The sequence below is a fragment of the Tenacibaculum profundi genome (genome assembly GCF_057162725.1).
On sequence record NZ_CM169894.1, the window covers coordinates 1,735,001 to 1,754,613 of the forward strand.

A 19,613-nucleotide genomic window follows, 5' to 3' on the forward strand; every position below is an offset into this window, starting at 1 on the left:
AATCACTTTTGTTTTCTTCTCCTCCGGGTACTTAGATGTTTCAGTTCTCCGGGTTTGCTCACCTTGCGGTGTGATATATCTTCAATATACCGGGTTGCCCCATTCGGAAATTTACGGATCATAATGTATGTGCCACTCCCCGTAACTTATCGCAGCTTATCGCGTCCTTCTTCGCCTCTGAAAGCCTAGGCATCCTCCATACGCCCTTATTTAGCTTATTGTACTTTTTGCTTCCGATATTAATCGGAAACGAGCTCTTTATAATTCTTAATTATATTTTTATAAAAATATATCGTTAGATACTTAAATCTAACGCTCTATCTTGATTCTTTACGATATCATTTTACCAATATGTCAATGAACTTGTGCCGAGTCAGAACTGATAAATATTTCAGTTACCAACCTGGTATAATACCTTGTGATAATAATTATCTATAGGTATTATCTAGTGGAGAATATCGGAGTCGAACCGATGACCTCTTGCGTGCAAGGCAAGCGCTCTAGCCAGCTGAGCTAATCCCCCATGTACTTCTAGTATGAGGCTTAACTATTGAGTTATGAGTCGTTAAACATTCTCAACATAACCCGCTTCTAGAATTTCCTTTAACTAAATACCAAACAAAAAAAAGTAGTCTTGGGCAGGCTCGAACTGCCGACCTCTACATTATCAGTGTAGCGCTCTAACCAGCTGAGCTACAAGACTATTTAAGATCTGATCTTAGTCTTTTTTATTTTAAAATTAACAGCAGAGTAAAATTACACTTCCTTCTGTAACTTAACACCATCTTCTCTAGAAAGGAGGTGTTCCAGCCGCACCTTCCGGTACGGCTACCTTGTTACGACTTAGCCCTAGTTACTAGTTTTACCCTAGGCAGCTCCTTGCGGTAACCGACTTCAGGCACCCCCAGCTTCCATGGCTTGACGGGCGGTGTGTACAAGGCCCGGGAACGTATTCACCGGATCATGGCTGATATCCGATTACTAGCGATTCCAGCTTCACGGAGTCGAGTTGCAGACTCCGATCCGAACTGTGATATGGTTTATAGATTCGCTCCTATTCGCATAGTGGCTGCTCATTGTCCATACCATTGTAGCACGTGTGTGGCCCAGGACGTAAGGGCCGTGATGATTTGACGTCATCCCCACCTTCCTCACGGTTTGCACCGGCAGTCTCGCTAGAGTCCTCAGCTTTACCTGCTAGCAACTAACGATAGGGGTTGCGCTCGTTATAGGACTTAACCTGACACCTCACGGCACGAGCTGACGACAACCATGCAGCACCTTGTGAAATGTCCGAAGAAAAAGCTATCTCTAGCCCTGTCATTCCACATTTAAGCCCTGGTAAGGTTCCTCGCGTATCATCGAATTAAACCACATGCTCCACCGCTTGTGCGGGCCCCCGTCAATTCCTTTGAGTTTCAATCTTGCGATCGTACTCCCCAGGTGGGACACTTATCACTTTCGCTTAGTCACTGAATCTAAATCCAACAACTAGTGTCCATCGTTTACGGCGTGGACTACCAGGGTATCTAATCCTGTTCGCTCCCCACGCTTTCGTCCATGAGCGTCAGTATATACGTAGTAGACTGCCTTCGCAATCGGTATTCTGTGTAATATCTATGCATTTCACCGCTACACTACACATTCTATCTACTTCCGTATAACTCAAGTCAACCAGTATCAAAGGCAGTTCTACAGTTAAGCTGTAGGATTTCACCTCTGACTTAATTGACCGCCTGCGGACCCTTTAAACCCAATGATTCCGGATAACGCTTGCACCCTCCGTATTACCGCGGCTGCTGGCACGGAGTTAGCCGGTGCTTATTCTTACGGTACCGTCAAGGTCGTACACGTACGACTGTTTCTTCCCGTATAAAAGCAGTTTACAACCCATAGGGCAGTCTTCCTGCACGCGGCATGGCTGGTTCAGGCTTGCGCCCATTGACCAATATTCCTCACTGCTGCCTCCCGTAGGAGTCTGGTCCGTGTCTCAGTACCAGTGTGGGGGATAATCCTCTCAGACCCCCTACCTATCGTTGCCATGGTAAGCCGTTACCTCACCATCTAGCTAATAGGACGCATAGTCATCTTGTACCAATAAATCTTTAATATACAACCGATGCCAATCATATATATTATGGAGTATTAATCTTCATTTCTAAAGGCTATCCTCCTGTACAAGGCAGATTCTATACGCGTTACGCACCCGTGCGCCGGTCGTCAGCAAGTAGCAAGCTACTCCTGTTACCCCTCGACTTGCATGTGTTAAGCCTGCCGCTAGCGTTCATCCTGAGCCAGGATCAAACTCTTCATTGTATAATCTTTAATATTATTTAATGTCAAGTCTTCAAAAGAATTTTCAAGTGGTAAACCCTAAAGCTTACCGTGGTAATTCTACTCTAATTACGCTGTCAATTTCAATATTTTCAATGAACTTGTTAACCCAAAATAATTAATATAATCTCAATCAATATCTCAAATTAAACTCTTGTAGAAATGCTAGAATCGAACTAACTGATAAACTAATTATCATTCCAAAATTTCTGTGATCGTGTCGCTCTCCGTAAGCGGATGCAAAACTAAAAACTTTTTTAAAAATAACAAACATTTTTGAAAGTTTTTTTATTTTTTTTCAGAACAGCCGAAGTCAAATTAAAACCTCAAACAAACTAAAAAAAAGTAAATAATTACTAATTATCTTACCCCCCTTTATAACTCTAAAACAACACGCTAAATCAATGAACTTGCTAACTCTTTTACTATGCGTTTTTCGCGTTAGCGGTTGCAAACATACAACCATTTTTTATTCTAACAAGACTTTTTTTAACCTTTTTTTAAACCAAACAAAAAAACAGCTTAACACCAATTACTTATATTTTAAATAATACGTAATTCAACTACCAGGTTTTTAAAAATCACTTCGCCCCTCTATCCCCCCCATCAATTTATTATACAAGTACTTTAAGCTTAATTATCCCATGACCTATTCTATTTCTGTATCATTCCATAAAAAACACATATCACATATCCTGCATTAGAGTTGCATTAATTATATACTTATATTATTGTACACAAAATGCATTTGCAATATCTTTGCCCTTCGAAAATTTCCACTTGTAGGGAAATCAATTATAATTTTATATAAAACACAATGATTAAAATTACATTACCAGACGGAAGCGTTAAAGAGTTTGAAGTGGACAGCACTGCTATTGACGTAGCCAAAAGCATTAGTGAAGGACTTGCAAGAAATGTTATCTCTGCTAGTTTTAATGGATCAACTATTGAAACAACCACACCTTTAACAACCGATGGGTCTTTAGTTTTATATACATTTAACGATAAAGAAGGTAAAAAAGCCTTTTGGCATTCTTCTGCTCATGTACTAGCTCAGACTATATTGGAATTTTATCCAAATGCAAAGCTGACAATTGGGCCAGCTATCGATAATGGCTTTTACTATGATCTTGATTTAGGAGAAGATATAATCTCTGAAAAAAAATTTCCAGAAATAGAGAAAAAATTCTTGGAGTTAGCTAGAGAAAAAGCAGAATTTAAAATGCGTGAAGTTTCTAAAACTGATGCCATAGCCTATTATGAAAGTAAAAACAATGAGTACAAGGTAGAGCTTATTGAAGGTCTTCAAGATGGAGACATTACTTTCTGTGATCACAGTAATTTTACAGATTTATGTAGAGGAGGCCATATCCCAAATACAGGTTTAATAAAGGCTATTAAAATAATGAACGTAGCAGGAGCTTATTGGAGAGGGAATGAAAAGAATAATCAACTAACACGTATTTATGGCATCTCTTTTCCTAAACAGAAGCAGCTTAAGGAATATTTAGAATTATTAGAGGAAGCAAAGAAACGTGATCACAGAAAGCTAGGAAAAGAATTAGAACTTTTCACCTTTTCGCAAAAAGTTGGTCAAGGACTTCCTCTATGGTTACCAAAGGGTGCTGCATTAAGAAGCAGATTAGAAGACTTCCTTAAGAAAGCTCAAAAGAAAGCAGGTTACGAAATGGTGATGACCCCCCATATTGGTCAAAAAGATTTGTATGTAACCTCTGGTCATTATGCAAAATATGGTGAAGATAGCTTTCAACCAATAACTACACCTAAAATGGATGAAGAGTTTCTTTTAAAACCTATGAATTGCCCTCATCATTGTGAAATTTATGCTCATAAGCCATATTCTTATAAAGACCTACCTATTCGTTATGCAGAATTTGGAACTGTTTACAGATATGAACAAAGTGGCGAGTTACATGGATTGACAAGAGTGAGAGGTTTTACTCAAGATGATGCCCATATTTTTTGTACGCCAGAACAACTTGATTCAGAATTTAAAAACGTGATTGACCTCGTCCTTTATGTATTTGGTTCTCTAGGATTCAAAGATTTCACTGCTCAAGTTTCTGTTAGAGATATGGAAAACCTCAACAAATATATTGGTGATAAGGAAACTTGGGAAATTGCTGAAAATGCAATTATAAATGCAGCAAAAGATAAAGGATTGGACTTTATTATTGAAGAAGGGGAGGCAGCATTTTATGGTCCTAAACTAGATTTTATGGTGAAAGATGCTTTAGGAAGAAGTTGGCAATTAGGTACCATACAAGTTGATTATAACTTACCTAAAAGGTTTGAATTGACCTACAAAGGCTCGGACAATCAACTACACCGACCTGTTATGATACATAGAGCTCCTTTTGGATCTATGGAACGGTTTATTGCTGTATTACTTGAACATACCGGGGGAAAATTTCCGTTGTGGTTAACACCTGAACAAGTTATCATATTGCCAATCAGTGAGAAATACCAAAAATATGCAGAAAAAGTTTTACATTTGTTAGAAAATTCCGAAATTCGCGCCCAAATCGATGATCGAAATGAAAAAACAGGTCGTAAGATCAGAGATGCAGAAGTTAACAAAATACCTTTTATGGTAATTGTGGGCGAAAAAGAGCAGGACGACAACACTGTTTCTGTAAGAAAACACGGTGAAGGAGATGTTGGAACTCTATCTATTGAAGAATTCGTATCTTTGATATCAGAAGAGGTGAACAAAACATTAGTTCCTTTTAAATAAGTAAAGTTAATAATTTTAAATATATAAGCCATAGCAATCAAAAGAAGAAGAGGTGTCAGAAACACCAGAGTAATTAAAGAAGATCAACATAGAATTAACGAAAAAATTAAATATGTTGATGAGGTACGTCTTGTAGGCGATAATGTCGAAACTGGTGTATATTCTTTGTTCAAAGCAAAAGAAACTGCCAGAGAATTAGGTTTGGATTTAGTTGAAATCTCACCAAAAGCAGTTCCTCCTGTTTGCAAGATTATTGATTACAAAAAGTTCTTATATGAGCAAAAAAAGAGAGAAAAAGCTCTTAAGGCTAAAGCTACAAAAGTAGTTGTAAAAGAAATTCGTTTTGGTCCGCAAACAGATGAGCATGATTATGAATTTAAGAAGAAGCATGCTATAAAATTTTTAAAAGACGGGGCTAAACTAAAAGCTTTTGTCTTTTTTAAAGGACGCTCTATTGTTTTCAAAGAACAAGGACAAATTTTATTATTAAAGTTAGCCCAAGAGTTAGAAGATTATGGAAAGGTAGAACAAATGCCAAAATTAGAAGGAAAACGTATGACTATGTTCATCGCCCCTAAGAAAGTTAAATAAGAAATTTAAAATATAAGCAAGATAAAACGATAAGCAAAAATGCCTAAAATCAAAACAAAATCTAGTGCCAAAAAACGTTTTAAACTAACTGGCTCTGGAAAAATCAAAAGAAAGCACGCGTTTAAAAGTCATATTTTAACAAAGAAGTCTAAAAAACGTAAGCTTGCATTAACACATGCCACATTAGTTCACAAGTCTGATGAGGCCAGTATTAAGCAACAATTAGTATTAAAATAATTGTTAGTTAAGGTAGTAAATTAATTATAAACCATGGAGTCAGGCTCATAAAGTATTACAGCAGAAATAATGTGATCGCCTACTACAAAAAAACAATTTGAATTATGCCAAGATCAGTAAATTCAGTAGCTTCAAGAAATAGAAGAAAGAAAATTTTGAAGCAAGCAAAAGGTTACTTTGGACGTAGAAAAAACGTGTACACAGTAGCAAAAAATGCGGTTGAAAAAGGGTTATTATACGCTTACAGAGACCGTAAAAACAATAAGAGGAATTTCCGTTCATTATGGATTCAGCGTATTAATGCTGCAGCTCGTCAGTATGGATTATCCTATTCTCAGTTTATGGGGAAAGTTAAAGCAAATGAAATTGAGTTAAACCGTAAAGTTTTAGCCGATTTAGCTGTAAACAACCCAGAAGCTTTTAAGGCCATTGTAGATAAAATAAAATAAGTTTCATAAACTTGCTTATAATAAAAACCCAAACTATAACGTTTGGGTTTTTTACTAAAGACTATTGTTATACTTAAATAATATTTCATGAAATTCTTAAAAATCTTATCATTAGTACTAATTACTAACATTGTTTTTGCTCAAGACAAGAAAAACGAAATGGAGAGTAGTTCTATAGAAATGAAATTCGATGAACTATATAAGAAATCTAGTTCTTACCAGAAATATAAAGTTATAGATAAAATTGCTTACTCAGAACTTAAACAATATGTACTAATTTCACTTAAAAAACTTGAGAATACTATTGACAATGAAAAAAAAGACGTCACCAAACTTAATGATGAATCCACAAAGTTAAATAATGAAATTAAAAACTTAAAAGAAAAATTAGATACCTCTATTGCTCAAGAAAATAAAATTTCTTTTCTAGGGATTGATTTAAATAAAATAAACTATAACATCATAGTTTGGAGTATTATTTCTATTTTGATTGCATCTCTTATGTTTTTCATTTATAAATACAAAGACAGTAATAGTACAACAAAGAGAACTCAAATCACATTTGATGAAATAGAGCAAGAATTTGAGCTCCATAAGAAAAAATCTATTGAAAAAGAGCAACAATTAAGAAGAAAACTTCAAGACGAAATAAACAAACAAAGAGGTGTTTAAAAAATTCAGAATAAGTCTTTGAATTATATCAAAGACTTATTGTACCATATTATCTGAACAAATACTTTTTCTAAGTACATAATAAAGATCTTATTTCTCCCTTTTATTTATCAACTACTAATCCAAAATGTAAAATAATAAATTGATCAATTTCACATTCTATCCTTTGTAGTAATAATAATAAAATTCTAAGTAATGAAAATTACAATACTTTTACATATTTATAATTATTTCTAATCCTAACCAATTTTTTGGTTAAATAGTATACTACTCTAGAAATTAAAAATCAAATGTCTCTATAAATGAATTACTCGTTAAAGGTATATTTTTAATAACCATCTATTTTTCTACAACGCTTACTTTATTTAACTAGCAATTGTCTCTCGCTCACTTACTAAAGCTTCTATAAATTCATCAATTAAGTCCTTGTTCAATCCAGGAATACAAATAATATGAGCTATACTTCCCTCTGATGCTATTTGATATTTTTTACATAAATCATCAGATGGTTTATCGAACACAACGGTAAGTGCTTCATTATTCCTCCAAGCATTCATCCCTAATCTACACAATTCTTTTTCGGTATATCTTGCTAAATCTTGAGCCTTTTTTACTCTAGCTTTTAAGCCATTTTTTCCTATTTTATCAATAACTGACCAAAGAAATAATGGTGTTATTCCATTTCTTGATCCAGTAATAGTTGTATCCAACGTCCCTACATACGATATTGAATTTGCTACTCTATTTCTATGTGCTCTTTTACACATTACAATACCACAGGGTATGGGGCCTCCAATAAACTTATGACCTGAAATTGAAATACTGTCAACACCTTCTGCAAAATCAAACTTTAATTTAGGCTCAACAAAAGGAGCAATAGTACCTAAAAAGGCGGCATCACAATGGATATAATAATTTTTTATAGCATACTTTTTAATAATCTTTTTAATCTTCTCCAAATCATCAACAGCCTCTGTCATTGTTGTTCCAATATTTAAAAAGAAAACAGCTGGTTTATCCCTGTGAATGGTTATAACTTGTTCTAAATCTTCGTAATCAATTTCACCATTATCTTGACTTCTAACAACTACATTTCTCATATTCAACAAATGAAGATTTTTCTTAACACTATAATGAGTTGCCTCGCTATAGTATACTATAGCATCAGGGAAACATTCTCTTGATAAATAAAGTCCATAAAGGTTTCCTTCTGTCCCCCCATTAGTAACATACCCCCATACGTCGTTCATAGAAGTATTTAAAATATCAGCAAAAAAAGAAATACAATTTCTCTCAATTTCTTTAGTATCTATAGCCAGTGTAGAATTAGACTCAGGATCTCCAACATTATTAACACATAAATCTAAAAATGGAGCAAAATCACTAAAACTAAAATCTTTCGCTAATGGATATCCTAGAAAACTATCAGATTTTCTTTTTATTCTTCTATAAACGTTATTAAATGTCTGCATATCACTATTTTTTAAACAAAATTACAAATAAAGAATATAATTCCTAAAAAAAATATTATATTAGTAAAATTTCCTACATAAAACCTAATAAACAAAATAAAAAAACTAATTATTATCTAAAACTTATATTTTATGAAAAAAAATACTGCTCACCTATTAGATGCTATTGATTTGAAAATTATAGAAGAGCTACAAACAGATAGCAAACAATCAATTAAACAGATATCACAAAAAATAAACCTATCAATTACTCCTACTCATGAGAGAATAAAAAAGATTGAATCGTCTGGAGTGATTGATAAATATGTTGCTATTATAAAACCAGAGATGCTAGGTAAAAAGTTAATTGTTTATTGTCAAGTTACCTTAATCCAGCATGAAGAAAACGCGTTTAAAAAATTTGAAGACTACGTAAACTCTGTTTCTAAAATAGCAGAAGTGTCCTATATCGCTGGTAGTTTTGATATTCTTTTAAAAATCATCTTAAAAGATATGAATGAGTATCAGAATTTTGTTTTAAAGGAAATGTCGCAATTAGAAATTATTTCAAATATTCAGAGTTCGTTTGTCATTAAACAAATAAAAAACAACACTCTTATCAGTATTGAATAATACCATAAGGTTTATTTTAAAAATTAAGTTAAATCAACACCTAGATTACATATTTATTGTTCTCCAGGTAGGTATCTGGTAACTTATAAAACAACTATCATGTTCCTAATTTTTTTAAATTCAAACAAAAAGTTCCGTATACTTTTATAGTATGTGGAAATATATTTATAGAAGACTTCGCTCCAAAGTTAAGTACCTCATCTGGAGTTTGCCCAGCCTTAACATCTACATAATCTAGATAAATAATTGCTTTTACATATACATTACTACTTTTTATAGAACCTTTTGGTATAAAATAATTAATCATCGCATTAGGATTCGTATTCGATCTAGAGAAGGCTGGTAAGCTCTGACTATCAACATAAAAAAGATGTCTATCTGCTGAAACGCTTAATGCAGGTAGTATTTTATTAATTCTTCCCATAAGGATGTCATTACTATCCCAAATATAATTTCCCAATGGAGTTCTATGATGCTTTGCTAGGTATGGTCTGCCTCCAACTAAATCCTGAACATATTGAATACCAATCTTTTTTCCTCTATGAGTTTGATCTATTAAGAAATTAACATCTTCCTGTGTAATAGAGGTTGAAATAGTTTCACTATTGTAGATATAACTAAACTCAGCACCTCCAGCTAAACTGGGATTATTAGTATTTCCTCCAGCTGTTAAAGAGCCCCCAACTATAAAAGAATAACTTGGGTTACTGCGTGTTCTTGTTACTGGTTGGTTCCCTATTTTAGCGATAGGTGAGTAATCTTTTATAATAGCTCTATCAAAACTATTTCCTTGCAATTCTGTTACAAAAGTTACTGAGGTTATTAAGTTTTTTAATTCTTGATAGTATTTCATTCCTCTACTAGGACGCAATACATCATACCTTGGATTTTTATATCTTCGACCAAAACTGGCCCGTGTATGAGTAACGCCGCTTTCTGGTACGTATTCAATATGAATTCCATACCCCTCTTCACCGTTGTCTTCTGTTTTACCTTTAGCTACCTTTAATCGAACATCATACTTTAAAGACTCATGTTCAATAAAATAGTTAACTTCATTTTGATATTTAGTAAAAATATTTTTTTTTCTATTAACATCTGTAGAAAAACTATTTATGGCGGTTGTACTTAATAGCTCTTCTTTTATTTTTTTCTTAATTTCATTAAAGTTAAAAATAGAAAAAAATGCCTTTTCATCAAGATTTTCACTTGAAGTTAAAAAAGTTTCACATTTATTACCTTCTCTATAAAATATACTTTTACGGCCTGCTTTAGGATCTATATAGGATAGCATATAAAGGGTTACATTATCTAAAATGTCCCCAGAAAACGCAACAACACTATTTCTTAAGGCTTCTTTTTCTTCTTTACAAGAGGCTCTGACAAGATAAGCGATCCCCTTTTGATTACATAACTCTAAAAGATATGATGTTTCTTCTTTTTTCTGATCAATTAAATAAATTTTATTTTCATCAAGTATATCCTCTTCCTTACGAAGGACCTTATAAGACATACCCGGTGGAAGTAAGTTTTTTAAATGCATAAACTCAATTGTAGCATCTTGTTTATTTTTTAATTTTAAATTCTGATCATCTTTATTACTACAATGAATAAATAAGATTATAGTTAGAAAAGCCAATATTATCAGTCTCAAATTAATTTTATAAGTCAAGTTTGTCATTTTATACTAGTTTTTTTAAAAAAAATATTTAATAAAAGGTTAGAAATATTATACAAATTACATTTTCAAGTGCATTTTTTGATAAAAAATGTACTTAAATTAATAAAAAATTACACTTTGCCCCCCCCTTTTCCTTTTATTTTCTTAAACCCTGATTAAAAATAATTTAAAGACAATCATTGATAAAAGATAGAGGTAATTAACACCTCAATTTTCATTATTACACAATTATCTGTTTATAGTTCCTCTTAATTCATGTAATTTGTAGATTGGTCTTTTTTTATGCAAATCTGACCAAAGCTTAACTAAACATACTTATTTAAACTCTTTAAAGACCTTAATAACAGATTGCAATTAGGGCAAGCATAATGTTTATGTTTTTCAATTTATTTATTACATAAATATGTAATTAAAGGTTAATAAAAATGCACAGCGTTATCATTACAATACGCAATGAGCTGTATATTTAAAGTTTCATAAAGTGGTGGACGATCTATAAAAATCTATTGACGTTGATTTTAATTTATATAATTTAAGATTCGTAAGTAAAAAATCACAAGCTTTTCTTTAACTAAAGAAATAATTTTGGTCTAACACTTTATTAAGGAAGAGAAAACCTTTTCAAAAAAACGTTCAATTCCTCTTACTTTAATTTGTTTTAAATCACTAAAAAAATTAAAGCTTATGTTTTTATTTTTTCTAAATAACTAGAGGGTATCTAAGGGCATCATGCTACTTAATAGCATCAAACATAAATTTATCGAAATAAAGAATTGTGATAATTAAAGATTTTAAAAAACGTACTGAAATCTCATAATTTAAAATGTTTTTTAAAGCTATTTCTATGGTAAATACTCTTATAACCTATACTCGAAAATAAGGTTTAGCTCTGTTCTAACAGACTATATTTTTTTTCGAATAAGCTTTTCATATATTAGGTTTTATCTATGTAGTATTTTTAAAAAAAGTATTGTAATCTAATGATCATTTTTAAATCTAGAACTTTTTTTTTATCCTTTTAGATAAAATTTAGCTAACTTTTCTCTACACCTAAACAAGGAGACAAAAGAGCATTTTGTACACTCTTTAAATATTAAAAAAATGTTAAAACTCCATATAAAAACTAGAAATAACCGATAAAAAAATAATTAAAAAAACAAATAATATACGCTATATTTTACCCTCTTACATTGTCTTAAGTTTTAGGAAAAATTAAGAGAATAGTCTCCATTAAAAACACCTGATCAACACCGTCCTTTTAAACTCATAAACAACAGGATCTTAAAGTTAAATATTTAAGAATTCCATTAAAAAAAAGAATTAATTCAAAATATACCCAACCGTATTATTTATTTAAAATATTAGTACAAAAAAATCGAGGCAATAAATAATTGCCTCAACTTTTTAATACATACATAATATCAATTTAAAGTAGTAGACTCTTATATTATGCTATTATTATTTAGTTTCCTAATTTTTTTAGATTTAAACGAAAATCAGGTGCTTGACCTAAATGAGAAGTTAATTTTGCTTCAAGCGAATTCAGATCATGATCAACATTAAGTAACTCATCTGGAGTTTGACCAACTTTAACATCTAAATAATCTAAATAAATCTTGGCTTTTACTTTAACTTCCCCATTATTAGGAATACTATTCTCTGGTATAAAGTAATTTACCATTGCGTTTGGATTCGTATTAGACCTTGACATACCTGGTAAAGTTTGGGTATCCACATTAAAGAAATGGTCATGTGTTGATGTAGCCAAATCACCTAATATCTTATTTAGTCCTCCATTTATAAGAGTATAACCATCATCTACATTGTTTTTAAAGTTATACGATCCTAATGGACTCCTTGGATGCTCTTCAAAATAGCGTATGTCTGCCACAAAGTCTTGTAGGTATTGAACGCCTAATATCCTTCCACCGTTCCCTTCTTCGATTATATGTTTAACATCTTCTGAAGTAATCGTACTTGAAAGAGTTTCACTATTATAAGTGTAACCTCCAGTCAAATTTGCTCCCAGAGAGGGACCTGTTGTAGCAGCTGTACCAGTCAACCCTCCCCCAATTGTAAACGAATAACTTGGACTTTGACGTGTTCTTCTTACAGTTCCACTAATTTTAGCAACTGGAGAATAATCCTTTATAATAGCTCTACTTGGACCTGTCAATTCTGTTACAAAAGTAACTGCCGTAATTAAATCTGTTAGCTCTTGATAATATTTCATTCCATAACTTGGGTACCATATACTATAATCTGGATTTCTCTTTTTGTTTCCAATTCTTGCTCGTTTATGTACAACACCAGACTGCGGTAAATATTCCACATGAATACCATATCCATTCTTATTTGTATCATTTGTTTTTCCTTTAGCTATTTTTACAACAACATTATACTTCAAAGATGTAGTAGATATAAAATAACTAGCTTCATGTTGATAGTTATCAAAAACTTTGCTTTTATTTCTAGTAGAATTAAGAGCATTTTTTCCTGATAATTTTAATAATTCTTTACTAATTTCATTACTAATCTCATTTACAGTGAAAGATGAAATACTTACACTTTCCTTGTCTATACCATTTGAAGATAATGGCTTGTCATCACCTTCTTCATAAAATATACTTTTTCGACCTTGGACTGGATCTTCATAAGAAAGAACATATAAATTTGAATTATTCTTATTGCTTCCCGCATAAGCTACCATAGTATTTTTTAGCGCATCTTTTTCTACTTTATTAGATACCCTCACTAGGTACTCTAGGTGTTTATCATTACAAAGTTCAACTAAACTAGACGTTTCAGCTCCTTTTCTATCAATTAAATAGATCTGATCTTTATTTGATATATCGGAAGCTTTATTAAGTATTTTAAATGATTTTCCTGGGGGCAGTAATTTTTCTAACCCATCAAACTGAGCAGTTGTCAATTCTTTTTCTATCGAAAGGTCTTGAGTATCGCTATTACATGCTGAAAATAAAACCATTACCACAGCAGATAATTGGACTATTTTTAAAAATTTTGTATTTAATAAATTATTCATTTTATTTTATTTTATTTTGAGGTGTTTTTTATAGGACTAATCTTTAGTTTTAGGCAAAAAAAGTCCCACCCAAAGTGTCTACTACTTTGAACTAATCATGTATCGTCAAAAGAAAACATAACAAGGAGTACTCTTTTTTACTTGTTACCTGTGTTTACTTTTAAAGTTGTTTGTGCGAATGTATTTGTCAATAAAAACGTGAATACAAATGCGAGGATTGATTTTTTATTTTTTATTTTTTCTAATTATTACTGGTGCAAATTTACAGGTGAATACCTTGTTAAAATGGTAATTTAAGTGCTATGAATGGTAAAAAGGTAACTTAAAGTAATGTGCTTATAAATTATAAAAGTCATTCAGGTTTAATTTTAAAAAGAATCAATGTTTTTTTCTTGAAAAAGGAAAATATTATAAAGAAATGAAGGAAAAACTTTTTAGGTTTTCCCTTGATATTGAAGTATAACTACTTCATATTAAAATCAATTAATCTATTTTTTAAATTATATCCAGTTTAGCTGTCATTTTAATCTTGTTTGTTATTGAATAATAATTAGGAAAAAGTCTAATGACTTGATCAGCGATCTCTTTTAATTCTTCAGAACTTCCATCACCTTTTACAGTAAATAGGTATTCAGCTGAGTCAAATCCAGCAGGTATTTTTTCATCAATACCAAGAAAACCACGTAAATCAAGTTCTGTTTTAATATCAAGAGTAAGATTATCTATTTTTATACCTTTAGATGATGCTATTGCGATAAATATTATCGTCATACAAAACGATAACCCAGCAAGAAAATAGCTTTGACGATCTTAAAAATCTCTATAATTTACTTTTAAATATAAAAAATCGAGGCAATAAATAATTACCTCGACTTTTTAATACATACGTGATATCAGTTTAAAGTAATAGACCCTTACATTATACTATTATTATTTAGTTTCCTAATTTTTTTAGATTTAAACGAAAATCAGGTGCTTGACCTAAACGAGCCTTTAGTACTCCTTCAATCGAATTTCTAGGATGAGTAGCATTCCAGTACTCATATGGAGTTTGACCAACTTTAATATCTGCATAATCTAAATAAATTTTGGCTTTTACTTTAACTTCGCCGTTTCTAGGAATACTATTCTCTGGTATAAAATAATTCACCATTGCGTTTGGATTCGTATTAGACCTTGACATACCTGGTAAACTTTGAGTATCCGCATGGAAGAAATGGTCATGTGTTGATGAAGCCAACGAACCTAATGTCTTATTTAACCCTCCTAATATAAGAGTATAACCATCATCTGCTGTATTATTTCTAACATTATAAATTCCTAATGGAGTCCTTGGATGCTCTGAATAGTATGGTTGTCCTGCTACATAGTCTTGTAGATATTGAACACCTAGTTTTCTTCCTCCATTCCCTTCTTCGATTATATGTTTAACATCTTCTGAAGTAATCGTACTTGAAAGAGTTTCACTATTATAAGTATAAGATCCATTCAAATTTGCTCCCAGAGAGGGACCTTTTTTATCAACTGTACCAGTCAACCCTCCTCCAATTGTAAACGAATAACTTGGACTTTGACGCGTTCTTCTTACGGTTCCACTAATTTTAGCTACTGGAGAATAATCTTTTATAATAGTTCTACTTGTACCTGTCAATTCTGTAACAAAAGTAACTGCCGTAATTAAATCTGTTAGCTCTTGATAATATTTCATACCATAACTTGGATACCATATACTATAATTTGGATTTCTCTTTACAGTTCCAAATCTTGCTCGTTTGTGCACAACGCCAGACTGAGGTAAATATTCCACGTGAATACCATAACCTATTTGATTTGTATCATTTGTTGTTCCTTTAGCTATTTTAACAACAACATTATACTTCAAAGAGTTATTAGATACAAAATAACTAGCTTCATGTTGATACTTATCAAAAACTTTGCTTTTATTTCTGGTAGCGTTAAGAGCATTTTTTCCTGATAATTTTAATAATTCTTTACTAATTTCATTACTAATCTCATTTACAGTAAAAGATGAAATAGTTGCCACTTCCTTATCCATACCATTTGAAGATAATGACTTGTCATCACCTTCTTCATAAAATATACTTTTTCGACCTTGGACTGGATCTTCATAAGAAAGAACATATAAATTTGAATTATTATTATTACTTCCCGCATAAGCTACCATAGTACTTTTTAGCGCATCTTTTTCTACTTTATTAGATACCCTCACTAGGTACTCTAGGTGTTTATCATTACAAAGTTCAACTAAACTAGACGTTTCAGCTCCTTTTCTATCAATCAAATAGATTTGATCTTTATTTGATATATCGGAAACTTTATTAAGTACCTTAAATGATTTTCCCGGGGGCAATAAATTTTCTAACCCGTCAAACTGATTCGCAGTTGTCAATTCTTTTTCTATCGAAAGGTCTTGAGTATCGCTATTACATGCTGAAAATAAAACCATTACCACAGCAGATAATTGGACTATTTTGAAAAACTTTGTGTTTAATAAATTGTTCATATTATTTTATTTTTTTTTATTTTTTTTTATTTTGGGGTGTTTTTATAGGACTTATCTTTTAATTTTAGACAAAAAAAGCCCTACTCAAAGTGTCTATTACTTTGAACTAATCATGAATATTAAAATCATTTGATTCTTAAAATTAGAACGCTACTAACCGCTCTATTTCTATGAATAGGATCTACATCATTTTATCTAATAACAATGAGGTATTTGTTAGTTTTAATTAAACTAACCAAAAAGTTTTTTCACTCATAATAAGGATTTTTAAAAGGGTTAAAACGAACTTATAAAGTTTAAACTTATATTTTTTCTAGATATATCTTGTAAAGGGAATGTAATAGACTACTCTTTTTACACTAGTGGAAAGCTAACATCCTAAATTATATTTATCTTTTTAACTTAAATTGATTAACAAACACCGAAGCCAACACATTGCCTTACAATAACATAAAGACAAAAAAAAACTTCAAATACCCTATTAATAACAAAAAAAACGAATTAAAAAACATTATTCACAACAATAAGGTGTTAAAATTATAAAAATAAAAACATCCATATTTTGTTCTTTGCTTTACATTGTCGAGGCAAAGCGACGTTTTTTAAGGTAATTCTACAACTAGTTTCTCTTAGAATATTTTGTTTTAATCTATACACGAGACCTTCTTTATTTTTTAGTATTATTTTCCAAAACTTACTTTTGTTAAATTTTAGTATAACCAAATATTCTTCAAGTAAGCTATAAAAATCATGTTGTCTAAAATTTTTATTAGTTTTTAAAATTGCTGCAATAATTTTATATCCATAAAAACTGGTAATAAATTTATTTTGTCTTCAGGGTTAAAATTAGTGGATAAAAAAAAGAAAATATCAATTGTAGTAATAATGAAGTATTATAATTGCTTCGATTCACAAAGGAACACAAAAAACTATAATACAACAATTTAAAAGCGTAAAATTATAAAAAAACAAATATTGATAGATGATCAAAATAATGAGTAAGAAAATAGCTTTAACGATCTTAAAAATCTCTATAATTTACTTTTAAATATAAAAAATCGAGGTAATTATTCATTACCTCGACTTTTTAATACATACATAATATCAATTTAAAGTAGTAGACTCTTATATTATGCTATCATTATTTAGTTTCCTAGTGTTTTTAGATTTATAACTTTGACGACCTTAAAGGTCTCTATGACTTACTATTTAATATAAAAAAGTCGAAATATTAAATTATCTCGACTTTTTTTGTTTGAACCCTTAAAAGGGTATTTGCATCTAAAAAACTTTGTTGCTAAAACTACGTGCGAACCTAGTTAACTTTCTTGTTTTTGAGTTTGTTAAGATTTATAGTAACAGTTTTTGAATCATATTGGGAATTAAAATCTCCTGCGACTATTTTAGATGAACCTGCTCTAAAAACTTCATAAGGAGTTTGCCAGGCAAAAACATCTAAAATATCAAGTACAATTGAATGCCTAACTTGTACTTCACCATTTTCAGGAACTCCGTTTTCAGGTATAAAAAAGTTTACCATTGCTTTCGGTTTTGTATGAGATCTTGACAAGGTAGGCATAGTCGTTGGTGTTACATGGTAGAAATTATCATCTGTAATTGGAGTAGCTGGTGAAAGTGTTTTATTGAGCCCTCCTTGTATAAGCGTCTCAATTGAAGGATCTTCTATCCTTACAACCTTTTTTAAATCTGGCTGTCTTGGGTGTTTGTACAAATATTCTTTTCCTGCTATTAGCGCTTGAATATATTGCAATCCTACTTCTCTAGTACCTATTCTATTTTCTTCATTTATTACTCTGTTATTAACATCTGATTGAGTCCACGCTGCTGATTGAGATCCGCTACTATAAGTATAAGATCCATTTAAATTTGCCCCTAAACTAGGACCATCTGCACCAACCGATGCATCCAAACCTCCTCCGATTGTAAACGAATAGTTAGGCTCAGATCTTGTTAGCGTTACAGTTGTACCTATCTTAGCGTCCGGATAATAATCTTTTGCTGCAGTATTTGTTGCCCCTATTAATTTTGTATTAAAAGTTAGCCCAGTTATAAGGTTTGATAGTTTTTGAAAATATTTATGTCCTCTACTTGGATACAAGAAATTATATTGTGAATTATAGGTTTTACTTCCAAATTTGGCTTCAGGGTGGGTAATACCATCAATTGGGAAATAATCTAGATGAATTCCATACCCAACTTCCTCTGTATCACTTGTCCTTCCTTTGGCTACTTTAAACACAACCGCATACTTAAAATTAATGTCCTGAAGATAAGAGGTAACTTGAAATTGATAATCAGAAAGCCCCCCTTTATTCTCGTCTTTATTTGTTTTATCAGAAGTTCTAAGTTTTTTCTTCATTTGAAGTTTTGACATGTCCTGTTGTAATTGATCTGTGATATCACCTAAAGTAACAGAATATGATTCATCAGAATTAGAAAAACTAGATTTTCCTTCTTGATAAATAAAAGTTTGATAACCTTCTTCTGAGTCTTTAGATGTCAAAACATATAGATCTGATGAATTATTAACATCTGCTAAAAATGCTACCATACTATTTTTCAAAGCTTCTTTTTCAACTTTATTTGAAGCTTTAACCAAATAATCAACACCTTGTTCTTGACAAAGCTCTACTAAACTAGCCGTTTCAGCGCCTTTGCCTTGGATCAGATAAATTGGGCCTGACCCCGTAATATCTGATTTACTATTAAGAACTTTAGAAGAGGTACCTGGAGGCAATAAAGACTCTAAACTGCTAGATTGACTAGAGTTCGCAACTTCTAGTTCTTCAGAAAAATTTTGCTCGTTACTATCACACGAGCTTAATACTGTAGTCCCTGCAATAGCTAATGCTAATAAGCGTAAAGAAATTGTTTTTTTAATATTCATTATTTTATATTTTTTTGGCAAAATTATAGTGAAAGAGTTGTTAAGAAATTAAACAAACTGCTCTTTTTAGAACACTTATTGCTTATTTCGCAATTTTTAATTAAAAAGAATTAATTTTCAATAAATAGACTTAAAAAAGTATGGGTAGAAGCTAACGGAAAACTCTTATGATTTTATCCTATATTTATAAGAATTTAAAAGGCTATGAAAAAAATAATAGAGTACTTTCCTTTCTATCTTATGCTGTCTATATGTGCAAAAATTTGTATAGAAAATATCAATTGTAGTAATAATGAAGTATTATAATCGCTTCGATTCACAAAGGA

At 31.3% G+C, this 19,613-nt stretch carries 10 protein-coding genes, 2 tRNA genes, 2 rRNA genes and 2 pseudogenes (1 of these 16 cut by a window edge); 6 read left to right on the plus strand and 10 right to left on the minus strand.

From position 1 onward, the window contains the following. The 4 genes from AC2GW8_RS07075 to AC2GW8_RS07090 form a co-directional block, all read right to left on the minus strand. A 23S ribosomal RNA gene (locus AC2GW8_RS07075) occupies positions 1-221 on the minus strand (it extends 2,648 nt beyond the left edge of the window). A gap of 228 nt (positions 222-449) precedes the next feature. Next, positions 450-523 (minus strand) — tRNA-Ala (locus AC2GW8_RS07080). A gap of 106 nt (positions 524-629) precedes the next feature. Next, positions 630-703: transfer RNA gene (locus AC2GW8_RS07085), tRNA-Ile, on the minus strand. A gap of 91 nt (positions 704-794) precedes the next feature. Further along, positions 795-2,316, minus strand: a 16S ribosomal RNA gene (locus AC2GW8_RS07090). The 16S and 23S rRNA genes sit together here with 2 tRNA genes alongside, the layout of an rRNA operon. A gap of 835 nt (positions 2,317-3,151) precedes the next feature. Between AC2GW8_RS07090 and thrS the strand changes: the two genes are divergently transcribed. The 5 genes from thrS to AC2GW8_RS07115 all read left to right on the plus strand — a co-directional run bounded on the left by thrS (position 3,152) and on the right by AC2GW8_RS07115 (position 7,044). Continuing rightward, entirely contained in the window at positions 3,152-5,095 is a 1,944-nt protein-coding gene (gene thrS / locus AC2GW8_RS07095) for a threonine--tRNA ligase (RefSeq protein ID WP_440882064.1), read from the plus strand. Positions 5,096-5,167: 72 nt separating this feature from the next. After that, entirely contained in the window at positions 5,168-5,686 is a 519-nt protein-coding gene (gene infC, locus AC2GW8_RS07100; RefSeq protein ID WP_440882191.1) for a translation initiation factor IF-3, read from the plus strand. 39 nt (positions 5,687-5,725) lie between these two features. Next, positions 5,726-5,923 (plus strand): 50S ribosomal protein L35, encoded by a 198-nt coding sequence (gene rpmI / locus AC2GW8_RS07105; RefSeq protein ID WP_093668551.1) that lies wholly within the window; start codon positions 5,726-5,728, stop codon positions 5,921-5,923. A gap of 104 nt (positions 5,924-6,027) precedes the next feature. After that, on the plus strand, positions 6,028-6,372 hold the full coding sequence (gene rplT / locus AC2GW8_RS07110; protein ID WP_440882065.1) for a 50S ribosomal protein L20: 345 nt from the start codon (positions 6,028-6,030) through the stop codon (positions 6,370-6,372). Between the two features lie 87 nt (positions 6,373-6,459). Beyond that, entirely contained in the window at positions 6,460-7,044 is a 585-nt protein-coding gene (locus tag AC2GW8_RS07115) for a hypothetical protein (RefSeq protein WP_440882066.1), read from the plus strand. Between the two features lie 365 nt (positions 7,045-7,409). Here the strand turns inward: AC2GW8_RS07115 and AC2GW8_RS07120 are convergent. Next, a pseudogene (locus tag AC2GW8_RS07120) lies at positions 7,410-8,519 on the minus strand (histidine decarboxylase); the annotation flags it as partial. 129 nt (positions 8,520-8,648) lie between these two features. On the opposite strand from AC2GW8_RS07120, the gene AC2GW8_RS07125 reads away from it, so the two are divergent. Beyond that, positions 8,649-9,128 carry an Lrp/AsnC family transcriptional regulator gene (locus tag AC2GW8_RS07125; protein ID WP_440882067.1) on the plus strand — a complete coding sequence of 160 codons (480 nt, stop codon included), beginning with the start codon at positions 8,649-8,651 and terminating at the stop codon, positions 9,126-9,128. 97 nt (positions 9,129-9,225) lie between these two features. Here the strand turns inward: AC2GW8_RS07125 and AC2GW8_RS07130 are convergent, their stop codons facing one another. The 5 genes and pseudogenes from AC2GW8_RS07130 to AC2GW8_RS07150 form a co-directional block, all read right to left on the minus strand. Further along, complete coding sequence (locus AC2GW8_RS07130) at positions 9,226-10,809, minus strand: hypothetical protein (RefSeq protein WP_440882068.1); 1,584 nt, start codon at positions 10,807-10,809, stop codon at positions 9,226-9,228. A gap of 1,462 nt (positions 10,810-12,271) precedes the next feature. Next, positions 12,272-13,855 carry a hypothetical protein gene (locus AC2GW8_RS07135; protein ID WP_440882069.1) on the minus strand — a complete coding sequence of 528 codons (1,584 nt, stop codon included), beginning with the start codon at positions 13,853-13,855 and terminating at the stop codon, positions 12,272-12,274. A 495-nt stretch (positions 13,856-14,350) separates the two neighbouring features. After that, positions 14,351-14,644 (minus strand): annotated as a pseudogene (locus tag AC2GW8_RS07140) (OsmC family protein); the annotation flags it as partial. A gap of 145 nt (positions 14,645-14,789) precedes the next feature. Next, positions 14,790-16,379, minus strand: a complete 1,590-nt coding sequence (locus AC2GW8_RS07145; RefSeq protein WP_440882070.1) for a hypothetical protein — start codon at positions 16,377-16,379, stop codon at positions 14,790-14,792. 1,315 nt (positions 16,380-17,694) lie between these two features. Beyond that, positions 17,695-19,287 (minus strand): hypothetical protein, encoded by a 1,593-nt coding sequence (locus tag AC2GW8_RS07150; RefSeq protein WP_440882071.1) that lies wholly within the window; start codon positions 19,285-19,287, stop codon positions 17,695-17,697. Between the last annotated feature and the right edge of the window lie 326 nt (positions 19,288-19,613).

What these genes read in the sequence shown, in the direction of transcription:
- rpmI (WP_093668551.1), top strand. Translation starts at nt 5,726, where the DNA reads ATGCCTAAAATCAAAACAAAATCTAGTGCCAAAAAACGTTTTAAACTA.
- AC2GW8_RS07145 (WP_440882070.1), bottom strand. Translation starts at nt 16,379, where the DNA reads ATGAACAATTTATTAAACACAAAGTTTTTCAAAATAGTCCAATTATCT.
- AC2GW8_RS07130 (WP_440882068.1), bottom strand. Translation starts at nt 10,809, where the DNA reads ATGACAAACTTGACTTATAAAATTAATTTGAGACTGATAATATTGGCT.
- AC2GW8_RS07115 (WP_440882066.1), top strand. Translation starts at nt 6,460, where the DNA reads ATGAAATTCTTAAAAATCTTATCATTAGTACTAATTACTAACATTGTT.
- AC2GW8_RS07150 (WP_440882071.1), bottom strand. Translation starts at nt 19,287, where the DNA reads ATGAATATTAAAAAAACAATTTCTTTACGCTTATTAGCATTAGCTATT.
- AC2GW8_RS07125 (WP_440882067.1), top strand. Translation starts at nt 8,649, where the DNA reads ATGAAAAAAAATACTGCTCACCTATTAGATGCTATTGATTTGAAAATT.
- rplT (WP_440882065.1), top strand. Translation starts at nt 6,028, where the DNA reads ATGCCAAGATCAGTAAATTCAGTAGCTTCAAGAAATAGAAGAAAGAAA.
- thrS (WP_440882064.1), top strand. Translation starts at nt 3,152, where the DNA reads ATGATTAAAATTACATTACCAGACGGAAGCGTTAAAGAGTTTGAAGTG.
- AC2GW8_RS07135 (WP_440882069.1), bottom strand. Translation starts at nt 13,855, where the DNA reads ATGAATAATTTATTAAATACAAAATTTTTAAAAATAGTCCAATTATCT.